35 protein-coding genes and 1 pseudogene are annotated in these 25471 nt (G+C 46.7%); 16 read left to right on the top strand and 20 right to left on the bottom strand.

The window, feature by feature from the left end; genetic code table 11:
- Window positions 1–159 precede the first annotated feature (159 nt).
- The 3 genes from EHV07_RS25025 to EHV07_RS23690 are packed head-to-tail and all read left to right on the top strand — an operon-like array spanning window position 160 to window position 1231.
- Window positions 160–354, top strand: coding sequence for an AAA family ATPase (locus EHV07_RS25025; RefSeq protein WP_254446381.1), 195 nt, complete (start codon window positions 160–162; stop codon window positions 352–354).
- The gene (locus EHV07_RS23695; protein ID WP_147200728.1) at window positions 351–830 is read left to right on the top strand and encodes a DUF4435 domain-containing protein; all 480 of its coding nucleotides are present in this window, start codon (window positions 351–353) and stop codon (window positions 828–830) included. Before EHV07_RS25025 ends, EHV07_RS23695 begins: the two co-directional genes overlap by 4 nt.
- Window positions 831–853: 23 nt before the next feature.
- Window positions 854–1231 carry a hypothetical protein gene (locus EHV07_RS23690; RefSeq protein WP_147200727.1) on the top strand — a complete coding sequence of 126 codons (378 nt, stop codon included), beginning with the start codon at window positions 854–856 and terminating at the stop codon, window positions 1229–1231.
- Between the two features lie 346 nt (window positions 1232–1577).
- Here the strand turns inward: EHV07_RS23690 and EHV07_RS23685 are convergent, their stop codons facing one another.
- The 3 genes from EHV07_RS23685 to EHV07_RS23675 form a co-directional block, all read right to left on the bottom strand.
- Window positions 1578–1850 (bottom strand): hypothetical protein, encoded by a 273-nt coding sequence (locus tag EHV07_RS23685; protein ID WP_147200718.1) that lies wholly within the window; start codon window positions 1848–1850, stop codon window positions 1578–1580.
- Window positions 1828–2358, bottom strand: a complete 531-nt coding sequence (locus EHV07_RS23680) for a DUF2778 domain-containing protein (protein WP_147200723.1) — start codon at window positions 2356–2358, stop codon at window positions 1828–1830. The genes EHV07_RS23685 and EHV07_RS23680 overlap by 23 nt, the downstream gene beginning before the upstream one ends.
- Before the next feature lie 169 nt (window positions 2359–2527).
- The gene (locus EHV07_RS23675; RefSeq protein WP_147200730.1) at window positions 2528–3031 is read right to left on the bottom strand and encodes a GrpB family protein; all 504 of its coding nucleotides are present in this window, start codon (window positions 3029–3031) and stop codon (window positions 2528–2530) included.
- Window positions 3032–3134: 103 nt separating this feature from the next.
- On the opposite strand from EHV07_RS23675, the gene EHV07_RS23670 reads away from it, so the two are divergent.
- From EHV07_RS23670 to EHV07_RS25020, 3 genes are all read left to right on the top strand, one after another.
- The gene (locus tag EHV07_RS23670; protein WP_254446379.1) at window positions 3135–3407 is read left to right on the top strand and encodes a hypothetical protein; all 273 of its coding nucleotides are present in this window, start codon (window positions 3135–3137) and stop codon (window positions 3405–3407) included.
- Between the two features lie 446 nt (window positions 3408–3853).
- Window positions 3854–4282: a hypothetical protein gene (locus EHV07_RS23665; RefSeq protein WP_147200722.1), complete on the top strand. Its 429-nt coding sequence runs from the start codon at window positions 3854–3856 to the stop codon at window positions 4280–4282.
- A 16-nt stretch (window positions 4283–4298) separates the two neighbouring features.
- Window positions 4299–4739, top strand: coding sequence for a hypothetical protein (locus EHV07_RS25020; RefSeq protein WP_254446380.1), 441 nt, complete (start codon window positions 4299–4301; stop codon window positions 4737–4739).
- A 4-nt stretch (window positions 4740–4743) separates the two neighbouring features.
- On the opposite strand, the gene EHV07_RS23650 is transcribed toward EHV07_RS25020, so the two are convergent.
- The 4 genes from EHV07_RS23650 to EHV07_RS23635 all read right to left on the bottom strand — a co-directional run bounded on the left by EHV07_RS23650 (window position 4744) and on the right by EHV07_RS23635 (window position 6767).
- On the bottom strand, window positions 4744–4929 hold the full coding sequence (locus EHV07_RS23650) for a DUF2442 domain-containing protein (RefSeq protein WP_147200726.1): 186 nt from the start codon (window positions 4927–4929) through the stop codon (window positions 4744–4746).
- Window positions 4930–5810: 881 nt separating this feature from the next.
- Window positions 5811–6233 (bottom strand): helix-turn-helix domain-containing protein, encoded by a 423-nt coding sequence (locus tag EHV07_RS23645; protein ID WP_147200715.1) that lies wholly within the window; start codon window positions 6231–6233, stop codon window positions 5811–5813.
- A gap of 10 nt (window positions 6234–6243) precedes the next feature.
- The gene (locus tag EHV07_RS23640) at window positions 6244–6423 is read right to left on the bottom strand and encodes a Rop family plasmid primer RNA-binding protein (RefSeq protein ID WP_147200714.1); all 180 of its coding nucleotides are present in this window, start codon (window positions 6421–6423) and stop codon (window positions 6244–6246) included.
- Window positions 6424–6527: 104 nt separating this feature from the next.
- The gene (locus EHV07_RS23635) at window positions 6528–6767 is read right to left on the bottom strand and encodes a hypothetical protein (RefSeq protein WP_147200725.1); all 240 of its coding nucleotides are present in this window, start codon (window positions 6765–6767) and stop codon (window positions 6528–6530) included.
- Between the two features lie 773 nt (window positions 6768–7540).
- On the opposite strand from EHV07_RS23635, the gene EHV07_RS23625 reads away from it, so the two are divergent.
- A complete protein-coding gene (locus tag EHV07_RS23625; protein WP_147200724.1) occupies window positions 7541–8767 on the top strand; it encodes an AAA family ATPase in 1227 nt (408 codons plus the stop codon).
- Between the two features lie 1312 nt (window positions 8768–10079).
- On the opposite strand, the gene EHV07_RS23620 is transcribed toward EHV07_RS23625, so the two are convergent.
- The 3 genes from EHV07_RS23620 to EHV07_RS23610 form a co-directional block, all read right to left on the bottom strand.
- Window positions 10080–10352 (bottom strand): hypothetical protein, encoded by a 273-nt coding sequence (locus EHV07_RS23620; RefSeq protein ID WP_147200718.1) that lies wholly within the window; start codon window positions 10350–10352, stop codon window positions 10080–10082.
- Complete coding sequence (locus EHV07_RS23615; protein WP_147200723.1) at window positions 10330–10860, bottom strand: DUF2778 domain-containing protein; 531 nt, start codon at window positions 10858–10860, stop codon at window positions 10330–10332. Before EHV07_RS23615 ends, EHV07_RS23620 begins: the two co-directional genes overlap by 23 nt.
- Before the next feature lie 169 nt (window positions 10861–11029).
- Complete coding sequence (locus EHV07_RS23610) at window positions 11030–11533, bottom strand: GrpB family protein (RefSeq protein WP_147200730.1); 504 nt, start codon at window positions 11531–11533, stop codon at window positions 11030–11032.
- A gap of 103 nt (window positions 11534–11636) precedes the next feature.
- Here EHV07_RS23610 and EHV07_RS23605 point away from each other — a divergent pair, with 103 nt between their 5' ends.
- From EHV07_RS23605 to EHV07_RS25010, 3 genes are all read left to right on the top strand, one after another.
- Window positions 11637–11909 carry a hypothetical protein gene (locus tag EHV07_RS23605; protein WP_254446379.1) on the top strand — a complete coding sequence of 91 codons (273 nt, stop codon included), beginning with the start codon at window positions 11637–11639 and terminating at the stop codon, window positions 11907–11909.
- A gap of 446 nt (window positions 11910–12355) precedes the next feature.
- Window positions 12356–12784, top strand: coding sequence for a hypothetical protein (locus EHV07_RS23600; RefSeq protein WP_147200722.1), 429 nt, complete (start codon window positions 12356–12358; stop codon window positions 12782–12784).
- A gap of 16 nt (window positions 12785–12800) precedes the next feature.
- The gene (locus EHV07_RS25010) at window positions 12801–13241 is read left to right on the top strand and encodes a hypothetical protein (protein ID WP_254446380.1); all 441 of its coding nucleotides are present in this window, start codon (window positions 12801–12803) and stop codon (window positions 13239–13241) included.
- Window positions 13242–13245: 4 nt separating this feature from the next.
- Here EHV07_RS25010 and EHV07_RS23585 read toward each other — a convergent pair whose 3' ends face one another.
- The 3 genes from EHV07_RS23585 to EHV07_RS23575 form a co-directional block, all read right to left on the bottom strand.
- Entirely contained in the window at window positions 13246–13473 is a 228-nt protein-coding gene (locus EHV07_RS23585) for a DUF2442 domain-containing protein (protein ID WP_147200716.1), read from the bottom strand.
- An 838-nt stretch (window positions 13474–14311) separates the two neighbouring features.
- Window positions 14312–14734 carry a helix-turn-helix domain-containing protein gene (locus tag EHV07_RS23580; RefSeq protein ID WP_147200715.1) on the bottom strand — a complete coding sequence of 141 codons (423 nt, stop codon included), beginning with the start codon at window positions 14732–14734 and terminating at the stop codon, window positions 14312–14314.
- Between the two features lie 10 nt (window positions 14735–14744).
- Window positions 14745–14924: a Rop family plasmid primer RNA-binding protein gene (locus EHV07_RS23575; protein WP_147200714.1), complete on the bottom strand. Its 180-nt coding sequence runs from the start codon at window positions 14922–14924 to the stop codon at window positions 14745–14747.
- A gap of 1114 nt (window positions 14925–16038) precedes the next feature.
- Between EHV07_RS23575 and EHV07_RS23560 the strand changes: the two genes are divergently transcribed.
- Genes EHV07_RS23560 through EHV07_RS23550 form a run of 3 tightly spaced genes read left to right on the top strand, consistent with a single transcriptional unit; the run spans window position 16039 to window position 17941 of the window.
- Window positions 16039–16761: a hypothetical protein gene (locus EHV07_RS23560; RefSeq protein ID WP_147200721.1), complete on the top strand. Its 723-nt coding sequence runs from the start codon at window positions 16039–16041 to the stop codon at window positions 16759–16761.
- Window positions 16731–17342, top strand: a complete 612-nt coding sequence (locus tag EHV07_RS23555) for an AAA family ATPase (protein WP_147200720.1) — start codon at window positions 16731–16733, stop codon at window positions 17340–17342. Before EHV07_RS23560 ends, EHV07_RS23555 begins: the two co-directional genes overlap by 31 nt.
- Window positions 17339–17941 carry a DUF4435 domain-containing protein gene (locus EHV07_RS23550; RefSeq protein ID WP_147200719.1) on the top strand — a complete coding sequence of 201 codons (603 nt, stop codon included), beginning with the start codon at window positions 17339–17341 and terminating at the stop codon, window positions 17939–17941. Before EHV07_RS23555 ends, EHV07_RS23550 begins: the two co-directional genes overlap by 4 nt.
- Window positions 17942–18567: 626 nt before the next feature.
- Here the strand turns inward: EHV07_RS23550 and EHV07_RS23545 are convergent.
- From EHV07_RS23545 to EHV07_RS23535, 3 genes and pseudogenes are all read right to left on the bottom strand, one after another.
- Window positions 18568–18840 (bottom strand): hypothetical protein, encoded by a 273-nt coding sequence (locus EHV07_RS23545; protein ID WP_147200718.1) that lies wholly within the window; start codon window positions 18838–18840, stop codon window positions 18568–18570.
- Window positions 18818–19349, bottom strand: a pseudogene (locus EHV07_RS23540) (DUF2778 domain-containing protein). The gene EHV07_RS23545 and the pseudogene EHV07_RS23540 overlap by 23 nt, the downstream one beginning before the upstream one ends.
- Window positions 19350–19518: 169 nt before the next feature.
- On the bottom strand, window positions 19519–20022 hold the full coding sequence (locus EHV07_RS23535) for a GrpB family protein (RefSeq protein WP_147200730.1): 504 nt from the start codon (window positions 20020–20022) through the stop codon (window positions 19519–19521).
- Between the two features lie 103 nt (window positions 20023–20125).
- On the opposite strand from EHV07_RS23535, the gene EHV07_RS23530 reads away from it, so the two are divergent.
- The 3 genes from EHV07_RS23530 to EHV07_RS25000 all read left to right on the top strand — a co-directional run bounded on the left by EHV07_RS23530 (window position 20126) and on the right by EHV07_RS25000 (window position 21728).
- Window positions 20126–20398: a hypothetical protein gene (locus tag EHV07_RS23530; protein WP_254446379.1), complete on the top strand. Its 273-nt coding sequence runs from the start codon at window positions 20126–20128 to the stop codon at window positions 20396–20398.
- 445 nt (window positions 20399–20843) lie between these two features.
- Window positions 20844–21131: a hypothetical protein gene (locus EHV07_RS23525; protein ID WP_254446382.1), complete on the top strand. Its 288-nt coding sequence runs from the start codon at window positions 20844–20846 to the stop codon at window positions 21129–21131.
- Window positions 21132–21287: 156 nt separating this feature from the next.
- Window positions 21288–21728, top strand: coding sequence for a hypothetical protein (locus EHV07_RS25000; protein ID WP_254446380.1), 441 nt, complete (start codon window positions 21288–21290; stop codon window positions 21726–21728).
- A gap of 4 nt (window positions 21729–21732) precedes the next feature.
- On the opposite strand, the gene EHV07_RS23510 is transcribed toward EHV07_RS25000, so the two are convergent.
- The 4 genes from EHV07_RS23510 to EHV07_RS24720 all read right to left on the bottom strand — a co-directional run bounded on the left by EHV07_RS23510 (window position 21733) and on the right by EHV07_RS24720 (window position 23754).
- Window positions 21733–21960: a DUF2442 domain-containing protein gene (locus EHV07_RS23510; RefSeq protein WP_147200716.1), complete on the bottom strand. Its 228-nt coding sequence runs from the start codon at window positions 21958–21960 to the stop codon at window positions 21733–21735.
- 838 nt (window positions 21961–22798) lie between these two features.
- Window positions 22799–23221: a helix-turn-helix domain-containing protein gene (locus EHV07_RS23505; protein WP_147200715.1), complete on the bottom strand. Its 423-nt coding sequence runs from the start codon at window positions 23219–23221 to the stop codon at window positions 22799–22801.
- Window positions 23222–23231: 10 nt separating this feature from the next.
- The gene (locus tag EHV07_RS23500) at window positions 23232–23411 is read right to left on the bottom strand and encodes a Rop family plasmid primer RNA-binding protein (protein WP_147200714.1); all 180 of its coding nucleotides are present in this window, start codon (window positions 23409–23411) and stop codon (window positions 23232–23234) included.
- Window positions 23395–23754: a hypothetical protein gene (locus EHV07_RS24720; protein WP_174822397.1), complete on the bottom strand. Its 360-nt coding sequence runs from the start codon at window positions 23752–23754 to the stop codon at window positions 23395–23397. Before EHV07_RS24720 ends, EHV07_RS23500 begins: the two co-directional genes overlap by 17 nt.
- Window positions 23755–25471: the final 1717 nt, after the last annotated feature.

Here is a 25471-nt window from a genome sequence, read left to right as displayed (position 1 = left end):
TTTTGTAGAGGTATTAAACTCAATATTTAATGGTAGAAAAACATTTTACATATCTGCATCTAATGAACTGGTCGTTGAAAGTTACAATAAAAGAGAAGTGACACTTGAAGATCTATCTTCAGGAGAAAAGCAGATTCTTATAATTTAGGCGAGGCGCTGTTGCAAGATGAGAAAGATTGTATATATATAGCCGATGAGCCAGAGCTATCCCTACATGTTACCTGGCAAGAAAACCTTGTAGCTGCAGTAACTAGTATAAATAAAAATACTCAAATAATTTTTGCAACTCATTCCCCTGATGTTGTTGGGTTTTTAGACGAATATACTATTGACATGGCGGAGGCTATCCAATGACCTTCATGAGAACATCTGGCGGGATAAATGCTCAAAAAAAATTTCATAGAGTTGATATTACCTTTCATATAGAAGGTAAAAACGTACAGAACACACCTGGTTTTAAAACAACTGACTTATGCGATTACAAATACTACAAGGCTCTTTTAGAACATTATCTTCCTGAGCGAAAAGTAAAAATAAAGGTTTTAGGTTGTTGTAAAAATGTCTTGGATTACTATGAATTAATTGAAAGCAAAAAGCTAAAAAACAACTTAGTCATAGTTGACAGGGATTATAATGGGATAATTTCAAGCAGGATCAATGATCGTAACGTTATCTACACCTATGGGTATAGCTGGGAGAACGATTTTTGGAGCGATGTAGTATCTACGCATGTTATAACTATGCTTACTGCGGGAAATAAAGACTCTACTAATAGATATATAAAGCTGATAAAAAGAGCAATCCGTAGAATCGCAACTTTAAGTAAATAAACATATGTTCTAAGAGCCATGATTTGACACTATTTAAAATTGCAAAAAAAGGCGGCTCTCTAGGTGTTGCACTCAATTTTAACAATAATTTTATACTATCCCAAAAAGAATTTTCAAGATTAATTTCAAACGCAAAAAACTCCCCTCACAGAGTATCAATACATGACTTATACAAAAAAATCGGAGTCCTAGAAAATCGACTCATTCAGGGCCATTTTTTTGAGTACCTAGTTTGCGGTTTAATAACTAACTGCATAAAAAAATACTCAAAAATCAGCAAAGATATTGACTTTGAAGCATTAAAAAACTTAGCTCTTTATGTTTTCTCAGTCAATCCAAAGCTGTGCTTAGAGGCGGACACTTACCAATACTATAAAAATAAACTATTGCCTTTAAACTAGATTGACTAATAAAAAACACATAGGCTGTTCATATAACGGCCTTGTTAAAAACATAGATTTACCCATAACTTTTTTTTGTTTTTAATCAGAAATTTACTGTACCTTCTCCTCTACGATCTTATCCCTGTCGTACCAGCCCCCTGTATTTATCATAAGATGCGGCTTGTAACCTACTTTTGAGTTGATTTTTCATACGCAACTGTAGGGATAGGATAAAAAAGCACCCCGTGCGGGGTGCTGAAAAGAACTTTCTTATGAACTGCCGTAAAGCGTCTGGTGTTGTTGATCCTGTTATCGACCTGACATCAGAAACCAATAGAGCGCCCCGGCTTTTACTGCAATCAGCCTATCCACGTTTTACTTTTTTAACTGCCGCTTTTACCAGCCAGTACATGGCCAGAGCGTAAAACGCGATAACAGTTATTAGAGAGAAAAACGTCACCGGATCCGTACCGGCTTCATATACGTCATCCTGGTAACCACTGAAAATTTGGTAAGAATGTTCAACGAGCCATGCCGTCAGCGGATAGAGCGGCATCCCGTAGCGTGACACCATAAAGGCCACAATAAAGCAGACGAAAAATCCCGCTGTTTTTCTAACGAATTTTGCAGTTTGCAAAGTTACTTTCTCCCTGAACCTCAACGTAGCCGTATGCCATCAAGCCGTTTCGCGAACCCGGCACGCGAACTTTCTTTCTCCGGAGCAGCGCCTGCCTTACCGTGTAGAAATCAGCACGCCGCACGAAGGTGATACACCCTTCACTTTCTCCGGAGCCGTCCGGCCGAAGGGGATGCAGGCGGAAACCGCCGCGGGCAACACCGTTGATCAGGATGGAATCATTCATCGTTTCCGAATTAAAGAGCGCAAACCACTCTGAATGATTCGAGCTGTTCCAGGTGTCGACGGCCCATCCTCTGATCCGGTTCGCGATACTGCCTTCAGGGCGCGGAACAATCCAGTAGCGCCCGACCGGAATGGCGCTGTTAGGCCTGTAGGTACAGTCCGGATCGTTGGTATAAGGCTTCTGGCCGGAAAAGACCGGAAAGGTGCCCACGCCGTAAACGTGCAGCTTTGCCTCGCCGCCGCCCTTTGTCAGATCGTCGTAGGTCATTCTCATTAATTGCATTAAACGCTCCCTGTAAGTTATCAGGCATGCCAGTAAACCGGGCGATGCTATCACTCCTGTAGAGTGAAGTTAACGGGCAGGCTGGCGCCCGACGGCCAAATCTCTTCCATACCTGCCTGTTACCCGAATTTACCATAACATCCCGGCAACGAACTCAATCACTATCGTTTCAGACAGCCAGCGCCAGTTGCAGATGATGCTCTATGAAGTCCGCTTTTAGGGTGCTATAGCGATGAACATCGTTCCTGCTAAGCAATGCTGCTGAGTGTTTTATCTCAGCATACTGCACTGCAATGTCCTTGTTTCGTCGAAGATAATCACGGAAAGCGAGATGCTTTAATACCTGCGAATCTCCGACTGCAAACGCATGCACTTGATGACTACGCTGATCACCGCCCTTAATGAAATATCTACGCCCCGGAATCCCGTTCTCACCACGAGCAACATACCCGGCACGAGCCATTGAAGAATTGTACGCATCCAGTTCATTGATGTCGGAAACTTCAAGCAGCATGTCGATTACGGGCTTTGCTGAGAGACCATGAACTGACGTGCTACCAATGTGATGGACATTTTTAGCCACTCCACCAAGCAATTTCTTTATCAGTGAACTTTCAGCTTCAAACATCTCAGGCCATTTATCATCGTATGGCACAACAATAATTTTCCGCATAAATACATCCTCCCTGTCCTGATTGTTTAACATAAGAGTTCAGTCCCGAACCGGTTAGGCAGACTCCGCTGTACGAAATCAGCTCACTTCAGATATGTTACTCATGACTGCCACCCTGTTCACGGAGTACACCATGCCGGAGTTCTGCTTTTTTAAGAAGGGTCAGCACATCGCCGCCCTGGAAAGATCTGACGCGGAGAAAGCCGCTCAACTGGCCGGTGACGGCTGGGAAAAGCAGTTTGAAGAGGTTCGCGCCGCCGATCCCGAAAGCGCACTCGCCAGGCTGGCGGACATGCGGAAAGAGGAAGTGACGACGGAGCGCGCTTTCATAACGGGTTCCGTATTCAGTAGCCTCCTCACAGCCATTCTCAAATAACGGACGGCTGGCCGCGTTTAATGACCCTGCCAGCCACTCGCTTTTAACATAAGACTACTTGCCCGCACCGCGAAAACGCCCTCAGCGCCATTCTGCGACGAAACGGCCAAAAGACAGGCCTTTCCCTGCCCGAACCCCCGCAAAACGCTCCCGATGATTCTGACGCGCCTGCATAGGCATGCACGAAAGTGAATAGCCAGGAATTTCGCGCGGATGTTGTAACCAAGGGCGGATTTCCGGCACGTAACTCCTCTGATAACGGTGAACGGAGGCGCAGTTTACTGTGCGGCCGTGAGGCGTTGACCGGCTCCGGCCGGTAAGATTTTAAAAGCCGATAATCCTGTTGGTGACTGGCTGACTTTCTGAAAAATAATGACAAGCTATTTAATACCGATGCCAAAAACGCGATACTGTCATCCTATTGATTTATCAGGAAATAAAATCACATGAATTGTGTAAAGTCTGGATGTGCTCTCTTTTTGTCAGGAATTTTACTGTCTGGCTGTGCGCAGGTTAACAGTGGTCTCAGCGCTTTGAACTCAGGATTATCCAGTATAAACAAGGGGCTGAAAGCCCCACTTCAGAAAACAGACAAGTCAGTTAGCCAGATTTGCGCTGAAGCCAGTAAAAATCCTGGCAGAGCTAATCAGGAGTTTGGTGGCCTGGGCATGACGGCTGAAGGCGTGGTTCATTTACATGACCACAGCTACATCTCGGATGACTTTTTCCTTCTGAAGGTCGGAAATAATACGGTTGCTGTAAGCCAGTATGCCGACATGAATGCTCTTAACGACGGGCAGCGTCTCAAGGTCGATGGCACCATTACGCATCTGTCAAAAGATTTTGGCTGTATGATTTCTGTTAACGCATATTGATCACGGGTGTCGGGCTATGCCTGACCAGGACGTTTTGGAGTACCGGCGGTACTCCAAAGACACATCTTGTCCCGGTGTTTTGTGGTGGCGCCGCAGCTGGCGGTGGTCACAAAACATTTCCTGTCCCGCCGTGTTATGTTTTCTTCTGCACAACCAACGGCACAAGGACATCACCGTGAAAATCTACTGGACCCTGAAAAGTATTCCCGAACTGAAAGACCTGTCTCCTCGGGAGCGAGGAAGTCGGTGGCGGAGCGCGTATAAATCCGCCTTCCTGCACTGGAAGACCTGGGGCGGCCTCGCCGTCTGCGGGGTACTCGCCGGCGCGGGAACTTACTTTGCCGGCTTGGCCGGTACCGTAATATTTGCCGGGCTGGGCGGTTTTATTTACGGCCAGATCGTGACACACGTTGTCCTGAACCATTACCGCCACCGGCTGCAGGGCGAAGCCGGCTGATCTTTCAGGGCAGCACGGTTTCCAGGCTCAGCAGGCCCGCAAGTGACAGGTCTTCGTCCAGTGTGTCCCAGTGAATGCCTCGCGGGGTCAGCTCACAGTCAGCCAGCTGCGCCGCGCTGGCATTCTTTAGCCGGGGGAAGCAAGCCAGCGGCACGCCCAGGGTTTGCCCGTCGCTCAGCTGCAGCCACATTTTTTCCGTCGCTGAAGCGCGCTGTCGTGATGAAAACGTCCATAACCCCCTCCGGTTGACCGTAAAGAATCTCTGTTGATAGTATGTCCGGGTAGCGCTGTCGTCCATGACGACCACCAATGATCCCACGGCCTGAGAGGATCGCCTTCGGGTGGCTGTACAGAACACTCCCGCAGCCTGAAAGGGAGAACACATCAGTGTGGTACATCTGCCCGCCCCTGGAAGCAGATATCGTCAAAAAAAGCGCACTTACGACGCGACGATGAGGGTACATTTCACAACGCAGTGACCGGCACCGACCGTCCTGCCATCCGCTGCCGGCATTTACGCGCTGGCAACCATAATGCCGATAAACCTGTAGCGGGTCTGTCGCGAAAAACTCGTTCTATGCCGCGATCACCATTACGTCTTCCGGAAAGCACATGTTTGCAGAGGTAAACGCGCCTCCGGAATGAACGGCGTCACTTTGGTTCGAGTGAAACGAGAACAAAGTGACGCGTGAAAAAAACCACGCTGCAGCCCCTGCGGCACAACGCTTTACGGCGATTTCCACAATCTGACGTGCACGTATTACGTGTTTTCATGCGCCCTGAACGGGTTTTTAACCGCAACGCTGCCGGCACGACCGCAGGCAGGTTTCATTAAGAAAGGAGAAAGATCGGCTCGGTATCGATGGCGACACCAGGAGACTGGTGTGTGGAGGGAGTCTGACGTAAGTCAGCCCGGCGTAAGCCGCGAACAGGTCAGCGACCTGGGGAAACCTCGCAAGAACTCAACAATTCGTCACCCCGATGCACAGATACCAGCTGAGTCGCAGGAAGCGCAAAAGCAACCGCGCCGTCGGGGCCAGAATTACCGGGAAAGCAGGTGCTGTCAGCCGGCTATTTCCAGAACTGCCACCATTTGCCGGCAGGCAATACGGGCGGCGCTGTCTCTTTTTTATGTTCAAGAAGCAGCATAGCCTGACGAACGGATGCGATGTGCTCGTCTCTGGCGGCAACTGCCTCCTTCAGTCCTTCGTTTTCTTTCTGTAACAACTCAATTTGATGTTGTAAATGCTGTAAATCGACACTGTTAAGGGATGTAAAATCCGGGTCAGGCTTTACCGTAAAAGCTGTAGCAGTTTCAACACCATTGATGTCACCAAAAACCCGTATAAGTTCTGACGTATCAATAACCTTTACAGACTTACCTGCCTTTACAGTCGATGTAAAATTAAGCTCACCACTGTTAATCATCTTGTAAAGAGTAGGCCGGCTGGTCTGCGTAAGCCTGGCGGCCTCGCTGATAGATACTTTCGCCATGCGGATACCGTTATTCCTGATTTAACTTCGCCAGAAGGCCGGCATGAAGGCGCTCGGCGTCCTCATGAAGCCGTTCGCACATATCCGCTTCCGTATCCAGGTCCAGCTCGTTGAGCTTCTCCAGCAGAAGCAGGCTTTGTCCCTGAATAAATTTTGCCATATTCAGGGCGGTTTTATGGTGTTTGGTCACAGAAACGCTCCGGAGTGAACGTGCCACGGGCACAGAACGGATGAAATGACGCTTCCTCGGTTCCCCTGGCTGCGCCAGACGAGCTCTGCGGCGAGCGTTGCGGGTTAACGGCGAAAAGGCTTAGGCTTACTCCAGGTGAACTCAGCGGCCTGTCTCTCGTCCGCACGGGCCTTTTTTGCGGCCTCTGCCTCGCGCTGTCCCAGCAGCTGATTACGGGCCACGCGCAGCACCTCTTTTTTTTCCGGACCGGACAGCTTTTTGCCTTTTGCCCGCTCTGCCGCAAACACGGCGTCATCGAGAAACTGCTTCTCGGGTTTAGATACAACATGCAATCTTCCGGACATATATCCTCCAGGTCAACGTCAACAGCACCCCCCTTTCCCCCCGAGCCCGGCCCCCCGGTTCCCCGGTTTTCCATAGGCTCCGCCCTCCTGACGAGTTTCACAGAAATCACCGATTTCCGGTACTCAAATCAGAAGGACGAAACCCGACAGGACTTAAAGATGCCGGACGTTTCCCTCCGGCGGCTCCCTCGTGCGCTCTCCTGTTCCCACCGTACAGTGTTCCCGTGTCTTTCCGCTGTTATGGCCGCGTCTTCTCATTCCACGCCTGACACTGGGTTCTGCTTAGGTGGTTCGCTCCAAGCTGGGCTGTGTGCACGAACTCCCCGTTCAGCCCGACTACCACGTCATGTTCAGGTAACTGTTCTCTTGAGTCCAACCCTGACAGACACGACAAATCGCCATTGGCGGTAGCCAACAGTAACTGGTTTACGGAGCGGTAAAGTACACAAGAAGTACGCTTAGAGTTCTTGAAGTGTTAACCCAACTACGGCTACACTAGAAGGACATTTTTGGTTACTGCGCTCCGTTTAAGCCAGTTACCACGGTTTAAAAAGCGCCAACTTTTTAAACCTTCGAAAAACCGCCCGCCAAGGCGGTTTTTTCGTTTGCAGTTGCTGAGATTACCTGTCATGAGGCATTATCTCAAGGCCCTACAAGTAAAAAATCATCCTAAATCAATTATTAGTAGTCAAAATAAAATAATCGAATAAAATCCTTACAAACAAAACCATATTTACGGTAGAGATACTAAAAAAAAACACACAGGTGCAAAGATGTTATTAATAGATTCAGTGGAAGTAAACGGCCTCTGGGGCGAAAAAACTGTAAATTTAGCATTAAATAAAGACTATAACTTTTTAATAGGTGACAATGGAACGGGCAAAACAACCATAATTAATTTGCTAGTTTCATCCCTAAAAGTTGACTTAAGTAAGTTATGGGTTATTAAATTTGACGAAATTATTATAAAGTTATCCGACATCAAGAAAAATAACTATATGGAGATATATGTAAGAAAAGGGGAGGACGACAATAATTATGACATGATCAACTACATTGTTGAAACCAGTAAAGAAAATGAAGAGAATGAAGAGAATGAAACCAAATCATTTTTATTTAGAAATAGAAACAATCAAAAATCCAATGTAATAATAGATGAAGATTACATAATAAGGAGAGAATCAAGAAGAAAAATACCTGAAGAACTAACGGAAATACTAGCAAGAAAAATAAAGCTATCTTGGCTACCCGTTAGCCGTTCAGACAGCAATGAAATCGAATATGACTATAGATCAAAACAACAAAACCCTGTTGACTTTAGGTTAAATATATTTACAAGCGGCTTTATAAAATACGCATCAATGATCAATGGAAGAATGAGTGACAACACTGAAAAGTTCCAGCAGAATGTGTTTCTTTCATTAATAGACCCTGCATTCATTGACAAAATGAGAGGCGACTTTAAATTAGATGTAAAAAAAGAAAGGGAAGGGATAACGGATGCTTTCAAGACTTTAGGTATCAACGAGTCACGTTACAAAACGAGAATTGATAAAACATTCAGCAAGCTTCACTCGATTGTTAAAAAACGGGAGAAGAAAAATAGCAGCATTGAAATGGAGGATTTCGTCTACTTATTTAATGCTATGAGAACCCATGACTTTGTAGAGGAGTATTACAAGCTAAAAAATACAAATGAGACCACGTATAAACCGCTATCAAATTTTGTAGAGGTATTAAACTCAATATTTAATGGTAGAAAAACATTTTACATATCTGCATCTAATGAACTGGTCGTTGAAAGTTACAATAAAAGAGAAGTGACACTTGAAGATCTATCTTCAGGAGAAAAGCAGATTCTTATAATTTTAGGCGAGGCGCTGTTGCAAGATGAGAAAGATTGTATATATATAGCCGATGAGCCAGAGCTATCCCTACATGTTACCTGGCAAGAAAACCTTGTAGCTGCAGTAACTAGTATAAATAAAAATACTCAATAATTTTTGCAACTCATTCCCCTGATGTTGTTGGGTTTTTAGACGAATATACTATTGACATGGCGGAGGCTATCCAATGACCTTCATGAGAACATCTGGCGGGATAAATGCTCAAAAAAAATTTCATAGAGTTGATATTACCTTTCATATAGAAGGATAAAAACGTAACAGAACCTAGCCCCGCTGGTTTTAAAACAACTGACCTTATGCGATTACAACATACTACAAGGCTATTTAGAACATTATCTTCCTGAGCGAAAAGTAAAAATAAAGGTTTTTTAGTTGTTGTAAAAATGTCTTGGATTACTATGACTTAATTGAAAGCAAAAAGCTAAAAAAAACACTTAGTCATAGTTGACACAGGGATAATAATGGGATACATTTCAAGCAGGATCAATGATCGTAACCGTTATCTCTACACCTATGGGTATAGCTGGGAGAACGATTTTTGGAGCGATGTAGTATCTACCATGTTATAACTATGCTTACTGCGGGAAATAAAGACTCTACTAATAGATATATAAAGCTGATAAAAAGAGCAATCCGTAGAATCGCAACTTTAAGTAAAATAAACATATGTTCTAAGAGCCATGATTTGACACTATTTAAAATTGCAAAAAAAGGCGGCTCTCTAGTGTTGCACTCAATTTTAACAATAATTTATACTATCCCAAAAAGAATTTTCAAGATATATTTCAAACGCAAAAAACTCCCCTCACAGAGTATCAATACATGACTTATACAAAAAAATCGGAGTCCTAGAAAATCGACTCATTCAGGGCCATTTTTTTGAGTACCTAGTTTGCGGTTTAATAACTAACTGCATAAAAAATACTCAAAAATCAGCAAAGATATTGACTTTGAAGCATTAAAAAACTTAGCTCTTTATGTTTTCTCAGTCAATCCAAAGCTGTGCTTAGAGGCGGACACTTACCAATACTATAAAAATAAACTATTGCCTTTAAACTAGATTGACTAATAAAAAACACATAGGCTGTTCATATAACGGCCTTGTTAAAACATAGATTTACCCATAACTTTTTTTTGTTTTTTAATCAGAAATTTACTGTACCTTCTCCTCTACGATCTTATCCCTGTCGTACCAGCCCCCTGTATTTATCATAAGATGCGGCTTGTAACCTACTTTGAGTTGATTTTTCATACGCAACTGTAGGGATAGGATAAAAAAGCACCCCGTGCGGGGTGCTGAAAAGAACTTTCTTATGAACTGCCGTAAAGCGTCTGGTGTTGTTGATCCTGTTATCGACCTGACATCAGAAACCAATAGAGCGCCCCGGCTTTTACTGCAATCAGCCTATCCACGTTTTACTTTTTTAACTGCCGCTTTTACCAGCCAGTACATGGCCAGAGCGTAAAACGCGATAACAGTTATTAGAGAGAAAAACGTCACCGGATCCGTACCGGCTTCATATACGTCATCCTGGTAACCACTGAAAATTTGGTAAGAATGTTCAACGAGCCATGCCGTCAGCGGATAGAGCGGCATCCCGTAGCGTGACACCATAAAGGCCACAATAAAGCAGACGAAAAATCCCGCTGTTTTTCTAACGAATTTTGCAGTTTGCAAAGTTACTTTCTCCCTGAACCTCAACGTAGCCGTATGCCATCAAGCCGTTTCGCGAACCCGGCACGCGAACTTTCTTTCTCCGGAGCAGCGCCTGCCTTACCGTGTAGAAATCAGCACGCCGCACGAAGGTGATACACCCTTCACTTTCTCCGGAGCCGTCCGGCCGAAGGGGATGCAGGCGGAAACCGCCGCGGGCAACACCGTTGATCAGGATGGAATCATTCATCGTTTCCGAATTAAAGAGCGCAAACCACTCTGAATGATTCGAGCTGTTCCAGGTGTCGACGGCCCATCCTCTGATCCGGTTCGCGATACTGCCTTCAGGGCGCGGAACAATCCAGTAGCGCCCGACCGGAATGGCGCTGTTAGGCCTGTAGGTACAGTCCGGATCGTTGGTATAAGGCTTCTGGCCGGAAAAGACCGGAAAGGTGCCCACGCCGTAAACGTGCAGCTTTGCCTCGCCGCCGCCCTTTGTCAGATCGTCGTAGGTCATTCTCATTAATTGCATTAAACGCTCCCTGTAAGTTATCAGGCATGCCAGTAAACCGGGCGATGCTATCACTCCTGTAGAGTGAAGTTAACGGGCAGGCTGGCGCCCGACGGCCAAATCTCTTCCATACCTGCCTGTTACCCGAATTTACCATAACATCCCGGCAACGAACTCAATCACTATCGTTTCAGACAGCCAGCGCCAGTTGCAGATGATGCTCTATGAAGTCCGCTTTTAGGGTGCTATAGCGATGAACATCGTTCCTGCTAAGCAATGCTGCTGAGTGTTTTATCTCAGCATACTGCACTGCAATGTCCTTGTTTCGTCGAAGATAATCACGGAAAGCGAGATGCTTTAATACCTGCGAATCTCCGACTGCAAACGCATGCACTTGATGACTACGCTGATCACCGCCCTTAATGAAATATCTACGCCCCGGAATCCCGTTCTCACCACGAGCAACATACCCGGCACGAGCCATTGAAGAATTGTACGCATCCAGTTCATTGATGTCGGAAACTTCAAGCAGCATGTCGATTACGGGCTTTGCTGAGAGACCATGAACTGACGTGCTACCAATGTGATGGACATTTTTAGCCACTCCACCAAGCAATTTCTTTATCAGTGAACTTTCAGCTTCAAACATCTCAGGCCATTTATCATCGTATGGCACAACAATAATTTTCCGCATAAATACATCCTCCCTGTCCTGATTGTTTAACATAAGAGTTCAGTCCCGAACCGGTTAGGCAGACTCCGCTGTACGAAATCAGCTCACTTCAGATATGTTACTCATGACTGCCACCCTGTTCACGGAGTACACCATGCCGGAGTTCTGCTTTTTTAAGAAGGGTCAGCACATCGCCGCCCTGGAAAGATCTGACGCGGAGAAAGCCGCTCAACTGGCCGGTGACGGCTGGGAAAAGCAGTTTGAAGAGGTTCGCGCCGCCGATCCCGAAAGCGCACTCGCCAGGCTGGCGGACATGCGGAAAGAGGAAGTGACGACGGAGCGCGCTTTCATAACGGGTTCCGTATTCAGTAGCCTCCTCACAGCCATTCTCAAATAACGGACGGCTGGCCGCGTTTAATGACCCTGCCAGCCACTCGCTTTTAACATAAGACTACTTGCCCGCACCGCGAAAACGCCCTCAGCGCCATTCTGCGACGAAACGGCCAAAAGACAGGCCTTTCCCTGCCCGAACCCCCGCAAAACGCTCCCGATGATTCTGACGCGCCTGCATAGGCATGCACGAAAGTGAATAGCCAGGAATTTCGCGCGGATGTTGTAACCAAGGGCGGATTTCCGGCACGTAACTCCTCTGATAACGGTGAACGGAGGCGCAGTTTACTGTGCGGCCGTGAGGCGTTGACCGGCTCCGGCCGGTAAGATTTTAAAAGCCGATAATCCTGTTGGTGACTGGCTGACTTTCTGAAAAATAATGACAAGCTATTTAATACCGATGCCAAAAACGCGATACTGTCATCCTATTGATTTATCAGGAAATAAAATCACATGAATTGTGTAAAGTCTGGATGTGCTCTCTTTTTGTCAGGAATTTTACTGTCTGGCTGTGCGCAGGTTAACAGTGGTCTCAGCGCTTTGAACTCAGGATTATCCAGTATAAACAAGGGGCTGAAAGCCCCACTTCAGAAAACAGACAAGTCAGTTAGCCAGATTTGCGCTGAAGCCAGTAAAAATCCTGGCAGAGCTAATCAGGAGTTTGGTGGCCTGGGCATGACGGCTGAAGGCGTGGTTCATTTACATGACCACAGCTACATCTCGGATGACTTTTTCCTTCTGAAGGTCGGAAATAATACGGTTGCTGTAAGCCAGTATGCCGACATGAATGCTCTTAACGACGGGCAGCGTCTCAAGGTCGATGGCACCATTACGCATCTGTCAAAAGATTTTGGCTGTATGATTTCTGTTAACGCATATTGATCACGGGTGTCGGGCTATGCCTGACCAGGACGTTTTGGAGTACCGGCGGTACTCCAAAGACACATCTTGTCCCGGTGTTTTGTGGTGGCGCCGCAGCTGGCGGTGGTCACAAAACATTTCCTGTCCCGCCGTGTTATGTTTTCTTCTGCACAACCAACGGCACAAGGACATCACCGTGAAAATCTACTGGACCCTGAAAAGTATTCCCGAACTGAAAGACCTGTCTCCTCGGGAGCGAGGAAGTCGGTGGCGGAGCGCGTATAAATCCGCCTTCCTGCACTGGAAGACCTGGGGCGGCCTCGCCGTCTGCGGGGTACTCGCCGGCGCGGGAACTTACTTTGCCGGCTTGGCCGGTACCGTAATATTTGCCGGGCTGGGCGGTTTTATTTACGGCCAGATCGTGACACACGTTGTCCTGAACCATTACCGCCACCGGCTGCAGGGCGAAGCCGGCTGATCTTTCAGGGCAGCACGGTTTCCAGGCTCAGCAGGCCCGCAAGTGACAGGTCTTCGTCCAGTGTGTCCCAGTGAATGCCTCGCGGGGTCAGCTCACAGTCAGCCAGCTGCGCCGCGCTGGCATTCTTTAGCCGGGGGAAGCAAGCCAGCGGCACGCCCAGGGTTTGCCCGTCGCTCAGCTGCAGCCACATTTTTCCGTCGCTGAAGCGCGCTGTCGTGATGAAAACGTCCATAACCCCCTCCGGTTGACCGTAAAGAATCTCTGTTGATAGTATGTCCGGGTAGCGCTGTCGTCCATGACGACCACCAATGATCCCACGGCCTGAGAGGATCGCCTTCGGGTGGCTGTACAGAACACTCCCGCAGCCTGAAAGGGAGAACACATCAGTGTGGTACATCTGCCCGCCCCTGGAAGCAGATATCGTCAAAAAAAGCGCACTTACGACGCGACGATGAGGGTACATTTCACAACGCAGTGACCGGCACCGACCGTCCTGCCATCCGCTGCCGGCATTTACGCGCTGGCAACCATAATGCCGATAAACCTGTAGCGGGTCTGTCGCGAAAAACTCGTTCTATGCCGCGATCACCATTACGTCTTCCGGAAAGCACATGTTTGCAGAGGTAAACGCGCCTCCGGAATGAACGGCGTCACTTTGGTTCGAGTGAAACGAGAACAAAGTGACGCGTGAAAAAAACCACGCTGCAGCCCCTGCGGCACAACGCTTTACGGCGATTTCCACAATCTGACGTGCACGTATTACGTGTTTTCATGCGCCCTGAACGGGTTTTTAACCGCAACGCTGCCGGCACGACCGCAGGCAGGTTTCATTAAGAAAGGAGAAAGATCGGCTCGGTATCGATGGCGACACCAGGAGACTGGTGTGTGGAGGGAGTCTGACGTAAGTCAGCCCGGCGTAAGCCGCGAACAGGTCAGCGACCTGGGGAAACCTCGCAAGAACTCAACAATTCGTCACCCCGATGCACAGATACCAGCTGAGTCGCAGGAAGCGCAAAAGCAACCGCGCCGTCGGGGCCAGAATTACCGGGAAAGCAGGTGCTGTCAGCCGGCTATTTCCAGAACTGCCACCATTTGCCGGCAGGCAATACGGGCGGCGCTGTCTCTTTTTTATGTTCAAGAAGCAGCATAGCCTGACGAACGGATGCGATGTGCTCGTCTCTGGCGGCAACTGCCTCCTTCAGTCCTTCGTTTTCTTTCTGTAACAACTCAATTTGATGTTGTAAATGCTGTAAATCGACACTGTTAAGGGATGTAAAATCCGGGTCAGGCTTTACCGTAAAAGCTGTAGCAGTTTCAACACCATTGATGTCACCAAAAACCCGTATAAGTTCTGACGTATCAATAACCTTTACAGACTTACCTGCCTTTACAGTCGATGTAAAATTAAGCTCACCACTGTTAATCATCTTGTAAAGAGTAGGCCGGCTGGTCTGCGTAAGCCTGGCGGCCTCGCTGATAGATACTTTCGCCATGCGGATACCGTTATTCCTGATTTAACTTCGCCAGAAGGCCGGCATGAAGGCGCTCGGCGTCCTCATGAAGCCGTTCGCACATATCCGCTTCCGTATCCAGGTCCAGCTCGTTGAGCTTCTCCAGCAGAAGCAGGCTTTGTCCCTGAATAAATTTTGCCATATTCAGGGCGGTTTTATGGTGTTTGGTCACAGAAACGCTCCGGAGTGAACGTGCCACGGGCACAGAACGGATGAAATGACGCTTCCTCGGTTCCCCTGGCTGCGCCAGACGAGCTCTGCGGCGAGCGTTGCGGGTTAACGGCGAAAAGGCTTAGGCTTACTCCAGGTGAACTCAGCGGCCTGTCTCTCGTCCGCACGGGCCTTTTTTGCGGCCTCTGCCTCGCGCTGTCCCAGCAGCTGATTACGGGCCACGCGCAGCACCTCTTTTTTTTCCGGACCGGACAGCTTTTGCCTTTTGCCCGCTCTGCCGCAAACACGGCGTCATCGAGAAACTGCTTCTCGGGTTTAGATACAACATGCAATCTTCCGGACATATATCCTCCAGGTCAACGTCAACAGCACCCCCCTTTCCCCCCGAGCCCGGCCCCCCGGTTCCCCGGTTTTCCATAGGCTCCGCCCTCCTGACGAGTTTCACAGAAATCACCGATTTCCGGTACTCAAATCAGAAGGACGAAACCCGACAGGACTTAAAGATGCCGGACGTTTCCCTCCGGCGGCTCCCTCGTGCGCTCTCCTGTTCCCACCGTACAGTGTTCCCGTGTCTTTCCGCTGTTATGGCCGCGTCTTCTCATTCCACGCCTGACACTGGGTTCTGCTTAGGTGGTTCGCTCCAAGCTGGGCTGTGTGCACGAACTCCCCGTTCAGCCCGACTACCACGTCATGTTCAGGTAACTGTTCTCTTGAGTCCAACCCTGACAGACACGACAAATCGCCATTGGCGGTAGCCAACAGTAACTGGTTTACGGAGCGGTAAAGTACACAAGAAGTACGCTTAGAGTTCTTGAAGTGTTAACCCAACTACGGCTACACTAGAAGGACATTTTTGGTTACTGCGCTCCGTTTAAGCCAGTTACCACGGTTTAAAAAGCGCCAACTTTTTAAACCTTCGAAAAACCGCCCGCCAAGGCGGTTTTTTCGTTTGCAGTTGCTGAGATTACCTGTCATGAGGCATTATCTCAAGGCCCTACAAGTAAAAAATCATCCTAAATCAATTATTAGTAGTCAAAATAAATAATCGAATAAAATCCTTACAAACAAAACCATATTTACGGTAGAGATACTAAAAAAAACACACAGGTGCAAAGATGTTATTAATAGATTCAGTGGAAGTAAACGGCCTCTGGGGCGAAAAAACTGTAAATTTAGCATTAAATAAAGACTATAACTTTTTAATAGGTGACAATGGAACGGGCAAAACAACCATAATTAATTTGCTAGTTTCATCCCTAAAAGTTGACTTAAGTAAGTTATGGGTTATTAAATTTGACGAAATTATTATAAAGTTATCCGACATCAAGAAAAATAACTATATGGAGATATATGTAAGAAAAGGGGAGGACGACAATAATTATGACATGATCAACTACATTGTTGAAACCAGTAAAGAAAATGAAGAGAATGAAGAGAATGAAACCAAATCATTTTTATTTAGAAATAGAAACAATCAAAAATCCAATGTAATAATAGATGAAGATTACATAATAAGGAGAGAATCAAGAAGAAAAATACCTGAAGAACTAACGGAAATACTAGCAAGAAAAATAAAGCTATCTTGGCTACCCGTTAGCCGTTCAGACAGCAATGAAATCGAATATGACTATAGATCAAAACAACAAAACCCTGTTGACTTTAGGTTAAATATATTTACAAGCGGCTTTATAAAATACGCATCAATGATCAATGGAAGAATGAGTGACAACACTGAAAAGTTCCAGCAGAATGTGTTTCTTTCATTAATAGACCCTGCATTCATTGACAAAATGAGAGGCGACTTTAAATTAGATGTAAAAAAGAAAGGGAAGGGATAACGGATGCTTTCAAGACTTTAGGTATCAACGAGTCACGTTACAAAACGAGAATTGATAAAACATTCAGCAAGCTTCACTCGATTGTTAAAAAACGGGAGAAGAAAAATAGCAGCATTGAAATGGAGGATTTCGTCTACTTATTTAATGCTATGAGAACCCATGACTTTGTAGAGGAGTATTACAAGCTAAAAAATACAAATGAGACCACGTATAAACCGCTATCAAATTTTGTAGAGGTATTAAACTCAATATTTAATGGTAGAAAAACATTTTACATATCTGCATCTAATGAACTGGTCGTTGAAAGTTACAATAAAAGAGAAGTGACACTTGAAGATCTATCTTCAGGAGAAAAGCAGATTCTTATAATTTTAGGCGAGGCGCTGTTGCAAGATGAGAAAGATTGTATATATATAGCCGATGAGCCAGAGCTATCCCTACATGTTACCTGGCAAGAAAACCTTGTAGCTGCAGTAACTAGTATAAATAAAAATACTCAAATAATTTTTGCAACTCATTCCCCTGATGTTGTTGGGTTTTTAGACGAATATACTATTGACATGGCGGAGGCTATCCAATGACCTTCATGAGAACATCTGGCGGGATAAATGCTCAAAAAAAATTTCATAGAGTTGATATTACCTTTCATATAGAAGGTAAAAACGTACAGAACACACCTGGTTTTAAAACAACTGACTTATGCGATTACAAATACTACAAGGCTCTTTTAGAACATTATCTTCCTGAGCGAAAAGTAAAAATAAAGGTTTTAGGTTGTTGTAAAAATGTCTTGGATTACTATGAATTAATTGAAAGCAAAAAGCTAAAAAACAACTTAGTCATAGTTGACAGGGATTATAATGGGATAATTTCAAGCAGGATCAATGATCGTAACGTTATCTACACCTATGGGTATAGCTGGGAGAACGATTTTTGGAGCGATGTAGTATCTACGCATGTTATAACTATGCTTACTGCGGGAAATAAAGACTCTACTAATAGATATATAAAGCTGATAAAAAGAGCAATCCGTAGAATCGCAACTTTAAGTAAAATAAACATATGTTCTAAGAGCCATGATTTGACACTATTTAAAATTGCAAAAAAAGGCGGCTCTCTAGGTGTTGCACTCAATTTTAACAATAATTTTATACTATCCCAAAAAGAATTTCAAGATTAATTTCAAACGCAAAAAAACTCCCCTCACAGAGTATCAATACATGACTTATACAAAAAAATCGGAGTCCTAGAAAATCGACTCATTCAGGGCCATTTTTTTGAGTACCTAGTTTGCGGTTTAATAACTAACTGCATAAAAAAATACTCAAAAATCAGCAAAGATATTGACTTTGAAGCATTAAAAAACTTAGCTCTTTATGTTTTCTCAGTCAATCCAAAGCTGTGCTTAGAGGCGGACACTTACCAATACTATAAAAATAAACTATTGCCTTTAAACTAGATTGACTAATAAAAAACACATAGGCTGTTCATATAACGGCCTTGTTAAAAACATAGATTTACCCATAACTTTTTTTTGTTTTTTAATCAGAAATTTACTGTACCTTCTCCTCTACGATCTTATCCCTGTCGTACCAGCCCCCTGTATTTATCATAAGATGCGGCTTGTAACCTACTTTTGAGTTGATTTTTCATACGCAACTGTAGGGATAGGATAAAAAAGCACCCCGTGCGGGGTGCTGAAAAGAACTTTCTTATGAACTGCCGTAAAGCGTCTGGTGTTGTTGATCCTGTTATCGACCTGACATCAGAAACCAATAGAGCGCCCCGGCTTTTACTGCAATCAGCCTATCCACGTTTTACTTTTTTAACTGCCGCTTTTACCAGCCAGTACATGGCCAGAGCGTAAAACGCGATAACAGTTATTAGAGAGAAAAACGTCACCGGATCCGTACCGGCTTCATATACGTCATCCTGGTAACCACTGAAAATTTGGTAAGAATGTTCAACGAGCCATGCCGTCAGCGGATAGAGCGGCATCCCGTAGCGTGACACCATAAAGGCCACAATAAAGCAGACGAAAAATCCCGCTGTTTTTCTAACGAATTTTGCAGTTTGCAAAGTTACTTTCTCCCTGAACCTCAACGTAGCCGTATGCCATCAAGCCGTTTCGCGAACCCGGCACGCGAACTTTCTTTCTCCGGAGCAGCGCCTGCCTTACCGTGTAGAAATCAGCACGCCGCACGAAGGTGATACACCCTTCACTTTCTCCGGAGCCGTCCGGCCGAAGGGGATGCAGGCGGAAAACCGCCGCGGGCAACACCGTTGATCAGGATGGAATCATTCATCGTTTCCGAATTAAAGAGCGCAAACCACTCTGAATGATTCGAGCTGTTCCAGGTGTCGACGGCCCATCCTCTGATCCGGTTCGCGATACTGCCTTCAGGGCGCGGAACAATCCAGTAGCGCCCGACCGGAATGGCGCTGTTAGGCCTGTAGGTACAGTCCGGATCGTTGGTATAAGGCTTCTGGCCGGAAAAGACCGGAAAGGTGCCCACGCCGTAAACGTGCAGCTTTGCCTCGCCGCCGCCCTTTGTCAGATCGTCGTAGGTCATTCTCATTAATTGCATTAAACGCTCCCTGTAAGTTATCAGGCATGCCAGTAAACCGGGCGATGCTATCACTCCTGTAGAGTGAAGTTAACGGGCAGGCTGGCGCCCGACGGCCAAATCTCTTCCATACCTGCCTGTTACCCGAATTTACCATAACATCCCGGCAACGAACTCAATCACTATCGTTTCAGACAGCCAGCGCCAGTTGCAGATGATGCTCTATGAAGTCCGCTTTTAGGGTGCTATAGCGATGAACATCGTTCCTGCTAAGCAATGCTGCTGAGTGTTTTATCTCAGCATACTGCACTGCAATGTCCTTGTTTCGTCGAAGATAATCACGGAAAGCGAGATGCTTTAATACCTGCGAATCTCCGACTGCAAACGCATGCACTTGATGACTACGCTGATCACCGCCCTTAATGAAATATCTACGCCCCGGAATCCCGTTCTCACCACGAGCAACATACCCGGCACGAGCCATTGAAGAATTGTACGCATCCAGTTCATTGATGTCGGAAACTTCAAGCAGCATGTCGATTACGGGCTTTGCTGAGAGACCATGAACTGACGTGCTACCAATGTGATGGACATTTTTAGCCACTCCACCAAGCAATTTCTTTATCAGTGAACTTTCAGCTTCAAACATCTCAGGCCATTTATCATCGTATGGCACAACAATAATTTTCCGCATAAATACATCCTCCCTGTCCTGATTGTTTAACATAAGAGTTCAGTCCCGAACCGGTTAGGCAGACTCCGCTGTACGAAATCAGCTCACTTCAGATATGTTACTCATGACTGCCACCCTGTTCACGGAGTACACCATGCCGGAGTTCTGCTTTTTTAAGAAGGGTCAGCACATCGCCGCCCTGGAAAGATCTGACGCGGAGAAAGCCGCTCAACTGGCCGGTGACGGCTGGGAAAAGCAGTTTGAAGAGGTTCGCGCCGCCGATCCCGAAAGCGCACTCGCCAGGCTGGCGGACATGCGGAAAGAGGAAGTGACGACGGAGCGCGCTTTCATAACGGGTTCCGTATTCAGTAGCCTCCTCACAGCCATTCTCAAATAACGGACGGCTGGCCGCGTTTAATGACCCTGCCAGCCACTCGCTTTTAACATAAGACTACTTGCCCGCACCGCGAAAACGCCCTCAGCGCCATTCTGCGACGAAACGGCCAAAAGACAGGCCTTTCCCTGCCCGAACCCCCGCAAAACGCTCCCGATGATTCTGACGCGCCTGCATAGGCATGCACGAAAGTGAATAGCCAGGAATTTCGCGCGGATGTTGTAACCAAGGGCGGATTTCCGGCACGTAACTCCTCTGATAACGGTGAACGGAGGCGCAGTTTACTGTGCGGCCGTGAGGCGTTGACCGGCTCCGGCCGGTAAGATTTAAAAGCCGATAATCCTGTTGGTGACTGGCTGACTTTCTGAAAAATAATGACAAGCTATTTAATACCGATGCCAAAAACGCGATACTGTCATCCTATTGATTTATCAGGAAATAAAATCACATGAATTGTGTAAAGTCTGGATGTGCTCTCTTTTTGTCAGGAATTTTACTGTCTGGCTGTGCGCAGGTTAACAGTGGTCTCAGCGCTTTGAACTCAGGATTATCCAGTATAAACAAGGGGCTGAAAGCCCCACTTCAGAAAACAGACAAGTCAGTTAGCCAGATTTGCGCTGAAGCCAGTAAAAATCCTGGCAGAGCTAATCAGGAGTTTGGTGGCCTGGGCATGACGGCTGAAGGCGTGGTTCATTTACATGACCACAGCTACATCTCGGATGACTTTTCCTTCTGAAGGTCGGAAATAATACGGTTGCTGTAAGCCAGTATGCCGACATGAATGCTCTTAACGACGGGCAGCGTCTCAAGGTCGATGGCACCATTACGCATCTGTCAAAAGATTTTGGCTGTATGATTTCTGTTAACGCATATTGATCACGGGTGTCGGGCTATGCCTGACCAGGACGTTTTGGAGTACCGGCGGTACTCCAAAGACACATCTTGTCCCGGTGTTTTGTGGTGGCGCCGCAGCTGGCGGTGGTCACAAAACATTTCCTGTCCCGCCGTGTTATGTTTTCTTCTGCACAACCAACGGCACAAGGACATCACCGTGAAAATCTACTGGACCCTGAAAAGTATTCCCGAACTGAAAGACCTGTCTCCTCGGGAGCGAGGAAGTCGGTGGCGGAGCGCGTATAAATCCGCCTTCCTGCACTGGAAGACCTGGGGCGGCCTCGCCGTCTGCGGGGTACTCGCCGGCGCGGGAACTTACTTTGCCGGCTTGGCCGGTACCGTAATATTTGCCGGGCTGGGCGGTTTTATTTACGGCCAGATCGTGACACACGTTGTCCTGAACCATTACCGCCACCGGCTGCAGGGCGAAGCCGGCTGATCTTTCAGGGCAGCACGGTTTCCAGGCTCAGCAGGCCCGCAAGTGACAGGTCTTCGTCCAGTGTGTCCCAGTGAATGCCTCGCGGGGTCAGCTCACAGTCAGCCAGCTGCGCCGCGCTGGCATTCTTTAGCCGGGGGAAGCAAGCCAGCGGCACGCCCAGGGTTTGCCCGTCGCTCAGCTGCAGCCACATTTTTCCGTCGCTGAAGCGCGCTGTCGTGATGAAAACGTCCATAACCCCCTCCGGTTGACCGTAAAGAATCTCTGTTGATAGTATGTCCGGGTAGCGCTGTCGTCCATGACGACCACCAATGATCCCACGGCCTGAGAGGATCGCCTTCGGGTGGCTGTACAGAACACTCCCGCAGCCTGAAAGGGAGAACACATCAGTGTGGTACATCTGCCCGCCCCTGGAAGCAGATATCGTCAAAAAAAGCGCACTTACGACGCGACGATGAGGGTACATTTCACAACGCAGTGACCGGCACCGACCGTCCTGCCATCCGCTGCCGGCATTTACGCGCTGGCAACCATAATGCCGATAAACCTGTAGCGGGTCTGTCGCGAAAAACTCGTTCTATGCCGCGATCACCATTACGTCTTCCGGAAAGCACATGTTTGCAGAGGTAAACGCGCCTCCGGAATGAACGGCGTCACTTTGGTTCGAGTGAAACGAGAACAAAGTGACGCGTGAAAAAAACCACGCTGCAGCCCCTGCGGCACAACGCTTTACGGCGATTTCCACAATCTGACGTGCACGTATTACGTGTTTTCATGCGCCCTGAACGGGTTTTTAACCGCAACGCTGCCGGCACGACCGCAGGCAGGTTTCATTAAGAAAGGAGAAAGATCGGCTCGGTATCGATGGCGACACCAGGAGACTGGTGTGTGGAGGGAGTCTGACGTAAGTCAGCCCGGCGTAAGCCGCGAACAGGTCAGCGACCTGGGGAAACCTCGCAAGAACTCAACAATTCGTCACCCCGATGCACAGATACCAGCTGAGTCGCAGGAAGCGCAAAAGCAACCGCGCCGTCGGGGCCAGAATTACCGGGAAAGCAGGTGCTGTCAGCCGGCTATTTCCAGAACTGCCACCATTTGCCGGCAGGCAATACGGGCGGCGCTGTCTCTTTTTTATGTTCAAGAAGCAGCATAGCCTGACGAACGGATGCGATGTGCTCGTCTCTGGCGGCAACTGCCTCCTTCAGTCCTTCGTTTTCTTTCTGTAACAACTCAATTTGATGTTGTAAATGCTGTAAATCGACACTGTTAAGGGATGTAAAATCCGGGTCAGGCTTTACCGTAAAAGCTGTAGCAGTTTCAACACCATTGATGTCACCAAAAACCCGTATAAGTTCTGACGTATCAATAACCTTTACAGACTTACCTGCCTTTACAGTCGATGTAAAATTAAGCTCACCACTGTTAATCATCTTGTAAAGAGTAGGCCGGCTGGTCTGCGTAAGCCTGGCGGCCTCGCTGATAGATACTTTCGCCATGCGGATACCGTTATTCCTGATTTAACTTCGCCAGAAGGCCGGCATGAAGGCGCTCGGCGTCCTCATGAAGCCGTTCGCACATATCCGCTTCCGTATCCAGGTCCAGCTCGTTGAGCTTCTCCAGCAGAAGCAGGCTTTGTCCCTGAATAAATTTTGCCATATTCAGGGCGGTTTTATGGTGTTTGGTCACAGAAACGCTCCGGAGTGAACGTGCCACGGGCACAGAACGGATGAAATGACGCTTCCTCGGTTCCCCTGGCTGCGCCAGACGAGCTCTGCGGCGAGCGTTGCGGGTTAACGGCGAAAAGGCTTAGCTTACTCCAGGTGAACTCAGCGGCCTGTCTCTCGTCCGCACGGGCCTTTTTTGCGGCCTCTGCCTCGCGCTGTCCCAGCAGCTGATTACGGGCCACGCGCAGCACCTCTTTTTTTTCCGGACCGGACAGCTTTTTGCCTTTTGCCCGCTCTGCCGCAAACACGGCGTCATCGAGAAACTGCTTCTCGGGTTTAGATACAACATGCAATCTTCCGGACATATATCCTCCAGGTCAACGTCAACAGCACCCCCCTTTCCCCCCGAGCCCGGCCCCCCGGTTCCCCGGTTTTCCATAGGCTCCGCCCTCCTGACGAGTTTCACAGAAATCACCGATTTCCGGTACTCAAATCAGAAGGACGAAACCCGACAGGACTTAAAGATGCCGGACGTTTCCCTCCGGCGGCTCCCTCGTGCGCTCTCCTGTTCCCACCGTACAGTGTTCCCGTGTCTTTCCGCTGTTATGGCCGCGTCTTCTCATTCCACGCCTGACACTGGGTTCTGCTTAGGTGGTTCGCTCCAAGCTGGGCTGTGTGCACGAACTCCCCGTTCAGCCCGACTACCACGTCATGTTCAGGTAACTGTTCTCTTGAGTCCAACCCTGACAGACACGACAAATCGCCATTGGCGGTAGCCAACAGTAACTGGTTTACGGAGCGGTAAAGTACACAAGAAGTACGCTTAGAGTTCTTGAAGTGTTAACCCAACTACGGCTACACTAGAAGGACATTTTTGGTTACTGCGCTCCGTTTAAGCCAGTTACCACGGTTAAAAAGCGCCAACTTTTTAAACCTTCGAAAAACCGCCGCCAAGGCGGTTTTTTCGTTTGCAGTTGCTGAGATTACCTGTCATGAGGCATTATCTCAAGGCCCTACAAGTAAAAATCATCCTAAATCAATTATTAGTAGTCAAAATAAAATAATCGAATAAAATCCTTACAAACAAAACCATATTTACGGTAGAGATACTAAAAAAAACACACAGGTGCAAAGATGTTATTAATAGATTCAGTGGAAGTAAACGGCCTCTGGGGCGAAAAAACTGTAAATTTAGCATTAAATAAAGACTATAACTTTTTAATAGGTGACAATGGAACGGGCAAAACAACCATAATTAATTTGCTAGTTCATCCCTAAAAGTTGACTTAAGTAAGTTATGGGTTATTAAATTTGACGAAATTATTATAAAGTTATCCGACATCAAGAAAAATAACTATATGGAGATATATGTAAGAAAAGGGGAGGACGACAATAATTATGACATGATCAACTACATTGTTGAAACCAGTAAAGAAAATGAAGAGAATGAAGAGAATGAAACCAAATCATTTTTATTTAGAAATAGAAACAATCAAAATCCAATGTAATAATAGATGAAGATTACATAATAAGGAGAGAATCAAGAAGAAAAATACCTGAAGAACTAACGGAAATACTAGCAAGAAAAATAAAGCTATCTTGGCTACCCGTTAGCCGTTCAGACAGCAATGAAATCGAATATGACTATAGATCAAAACAACAAAACCCTGTTGACTTTAGGTTAAATATATTTACAAGCGGCTTTATAAAATACGCATCAATGATCAATGGAAGAATGAGTGACAACACTGAAAAGTTCCAGCAGAATGTGTTTCTTTCATTAATAGACCCTGCATTCATGACAAAATGAGAGGCGACTTTAAATTAGATGTAAAAAAGAAAGGGAAGGGATAACGGATGCTTTCAAGACTTTAGGTATCAACGAGTCACGTTACAAAACGAGAATTGATAAAACATTCAGCAAGCTTTCACTCGATTGTTAAAAAACGGGAGAAGAAAAATAGCAGCATTGAAATGGAGGATTTCGTCTACTTATTTAATGCTATTGAGAACCCATGACTTTGTAGAGGAGTATTACAAGCTAAAAAATACAAATGAGACCACGTATAAACCGCTATCAAA

Source organism: Pantoea sp. CCBC3-3-1 (assembly GCF_007981265.1).
GTDB lineage: Bacteria > Pseudomonadota > Gammaproteobacteria > Enterobacterales > Enterobacteriaceae > Erwinia.
Note: the sequence above shows the minus strand (reverse complement) of the source record. Positions and strands in the feature narration are given on the sequence as shown.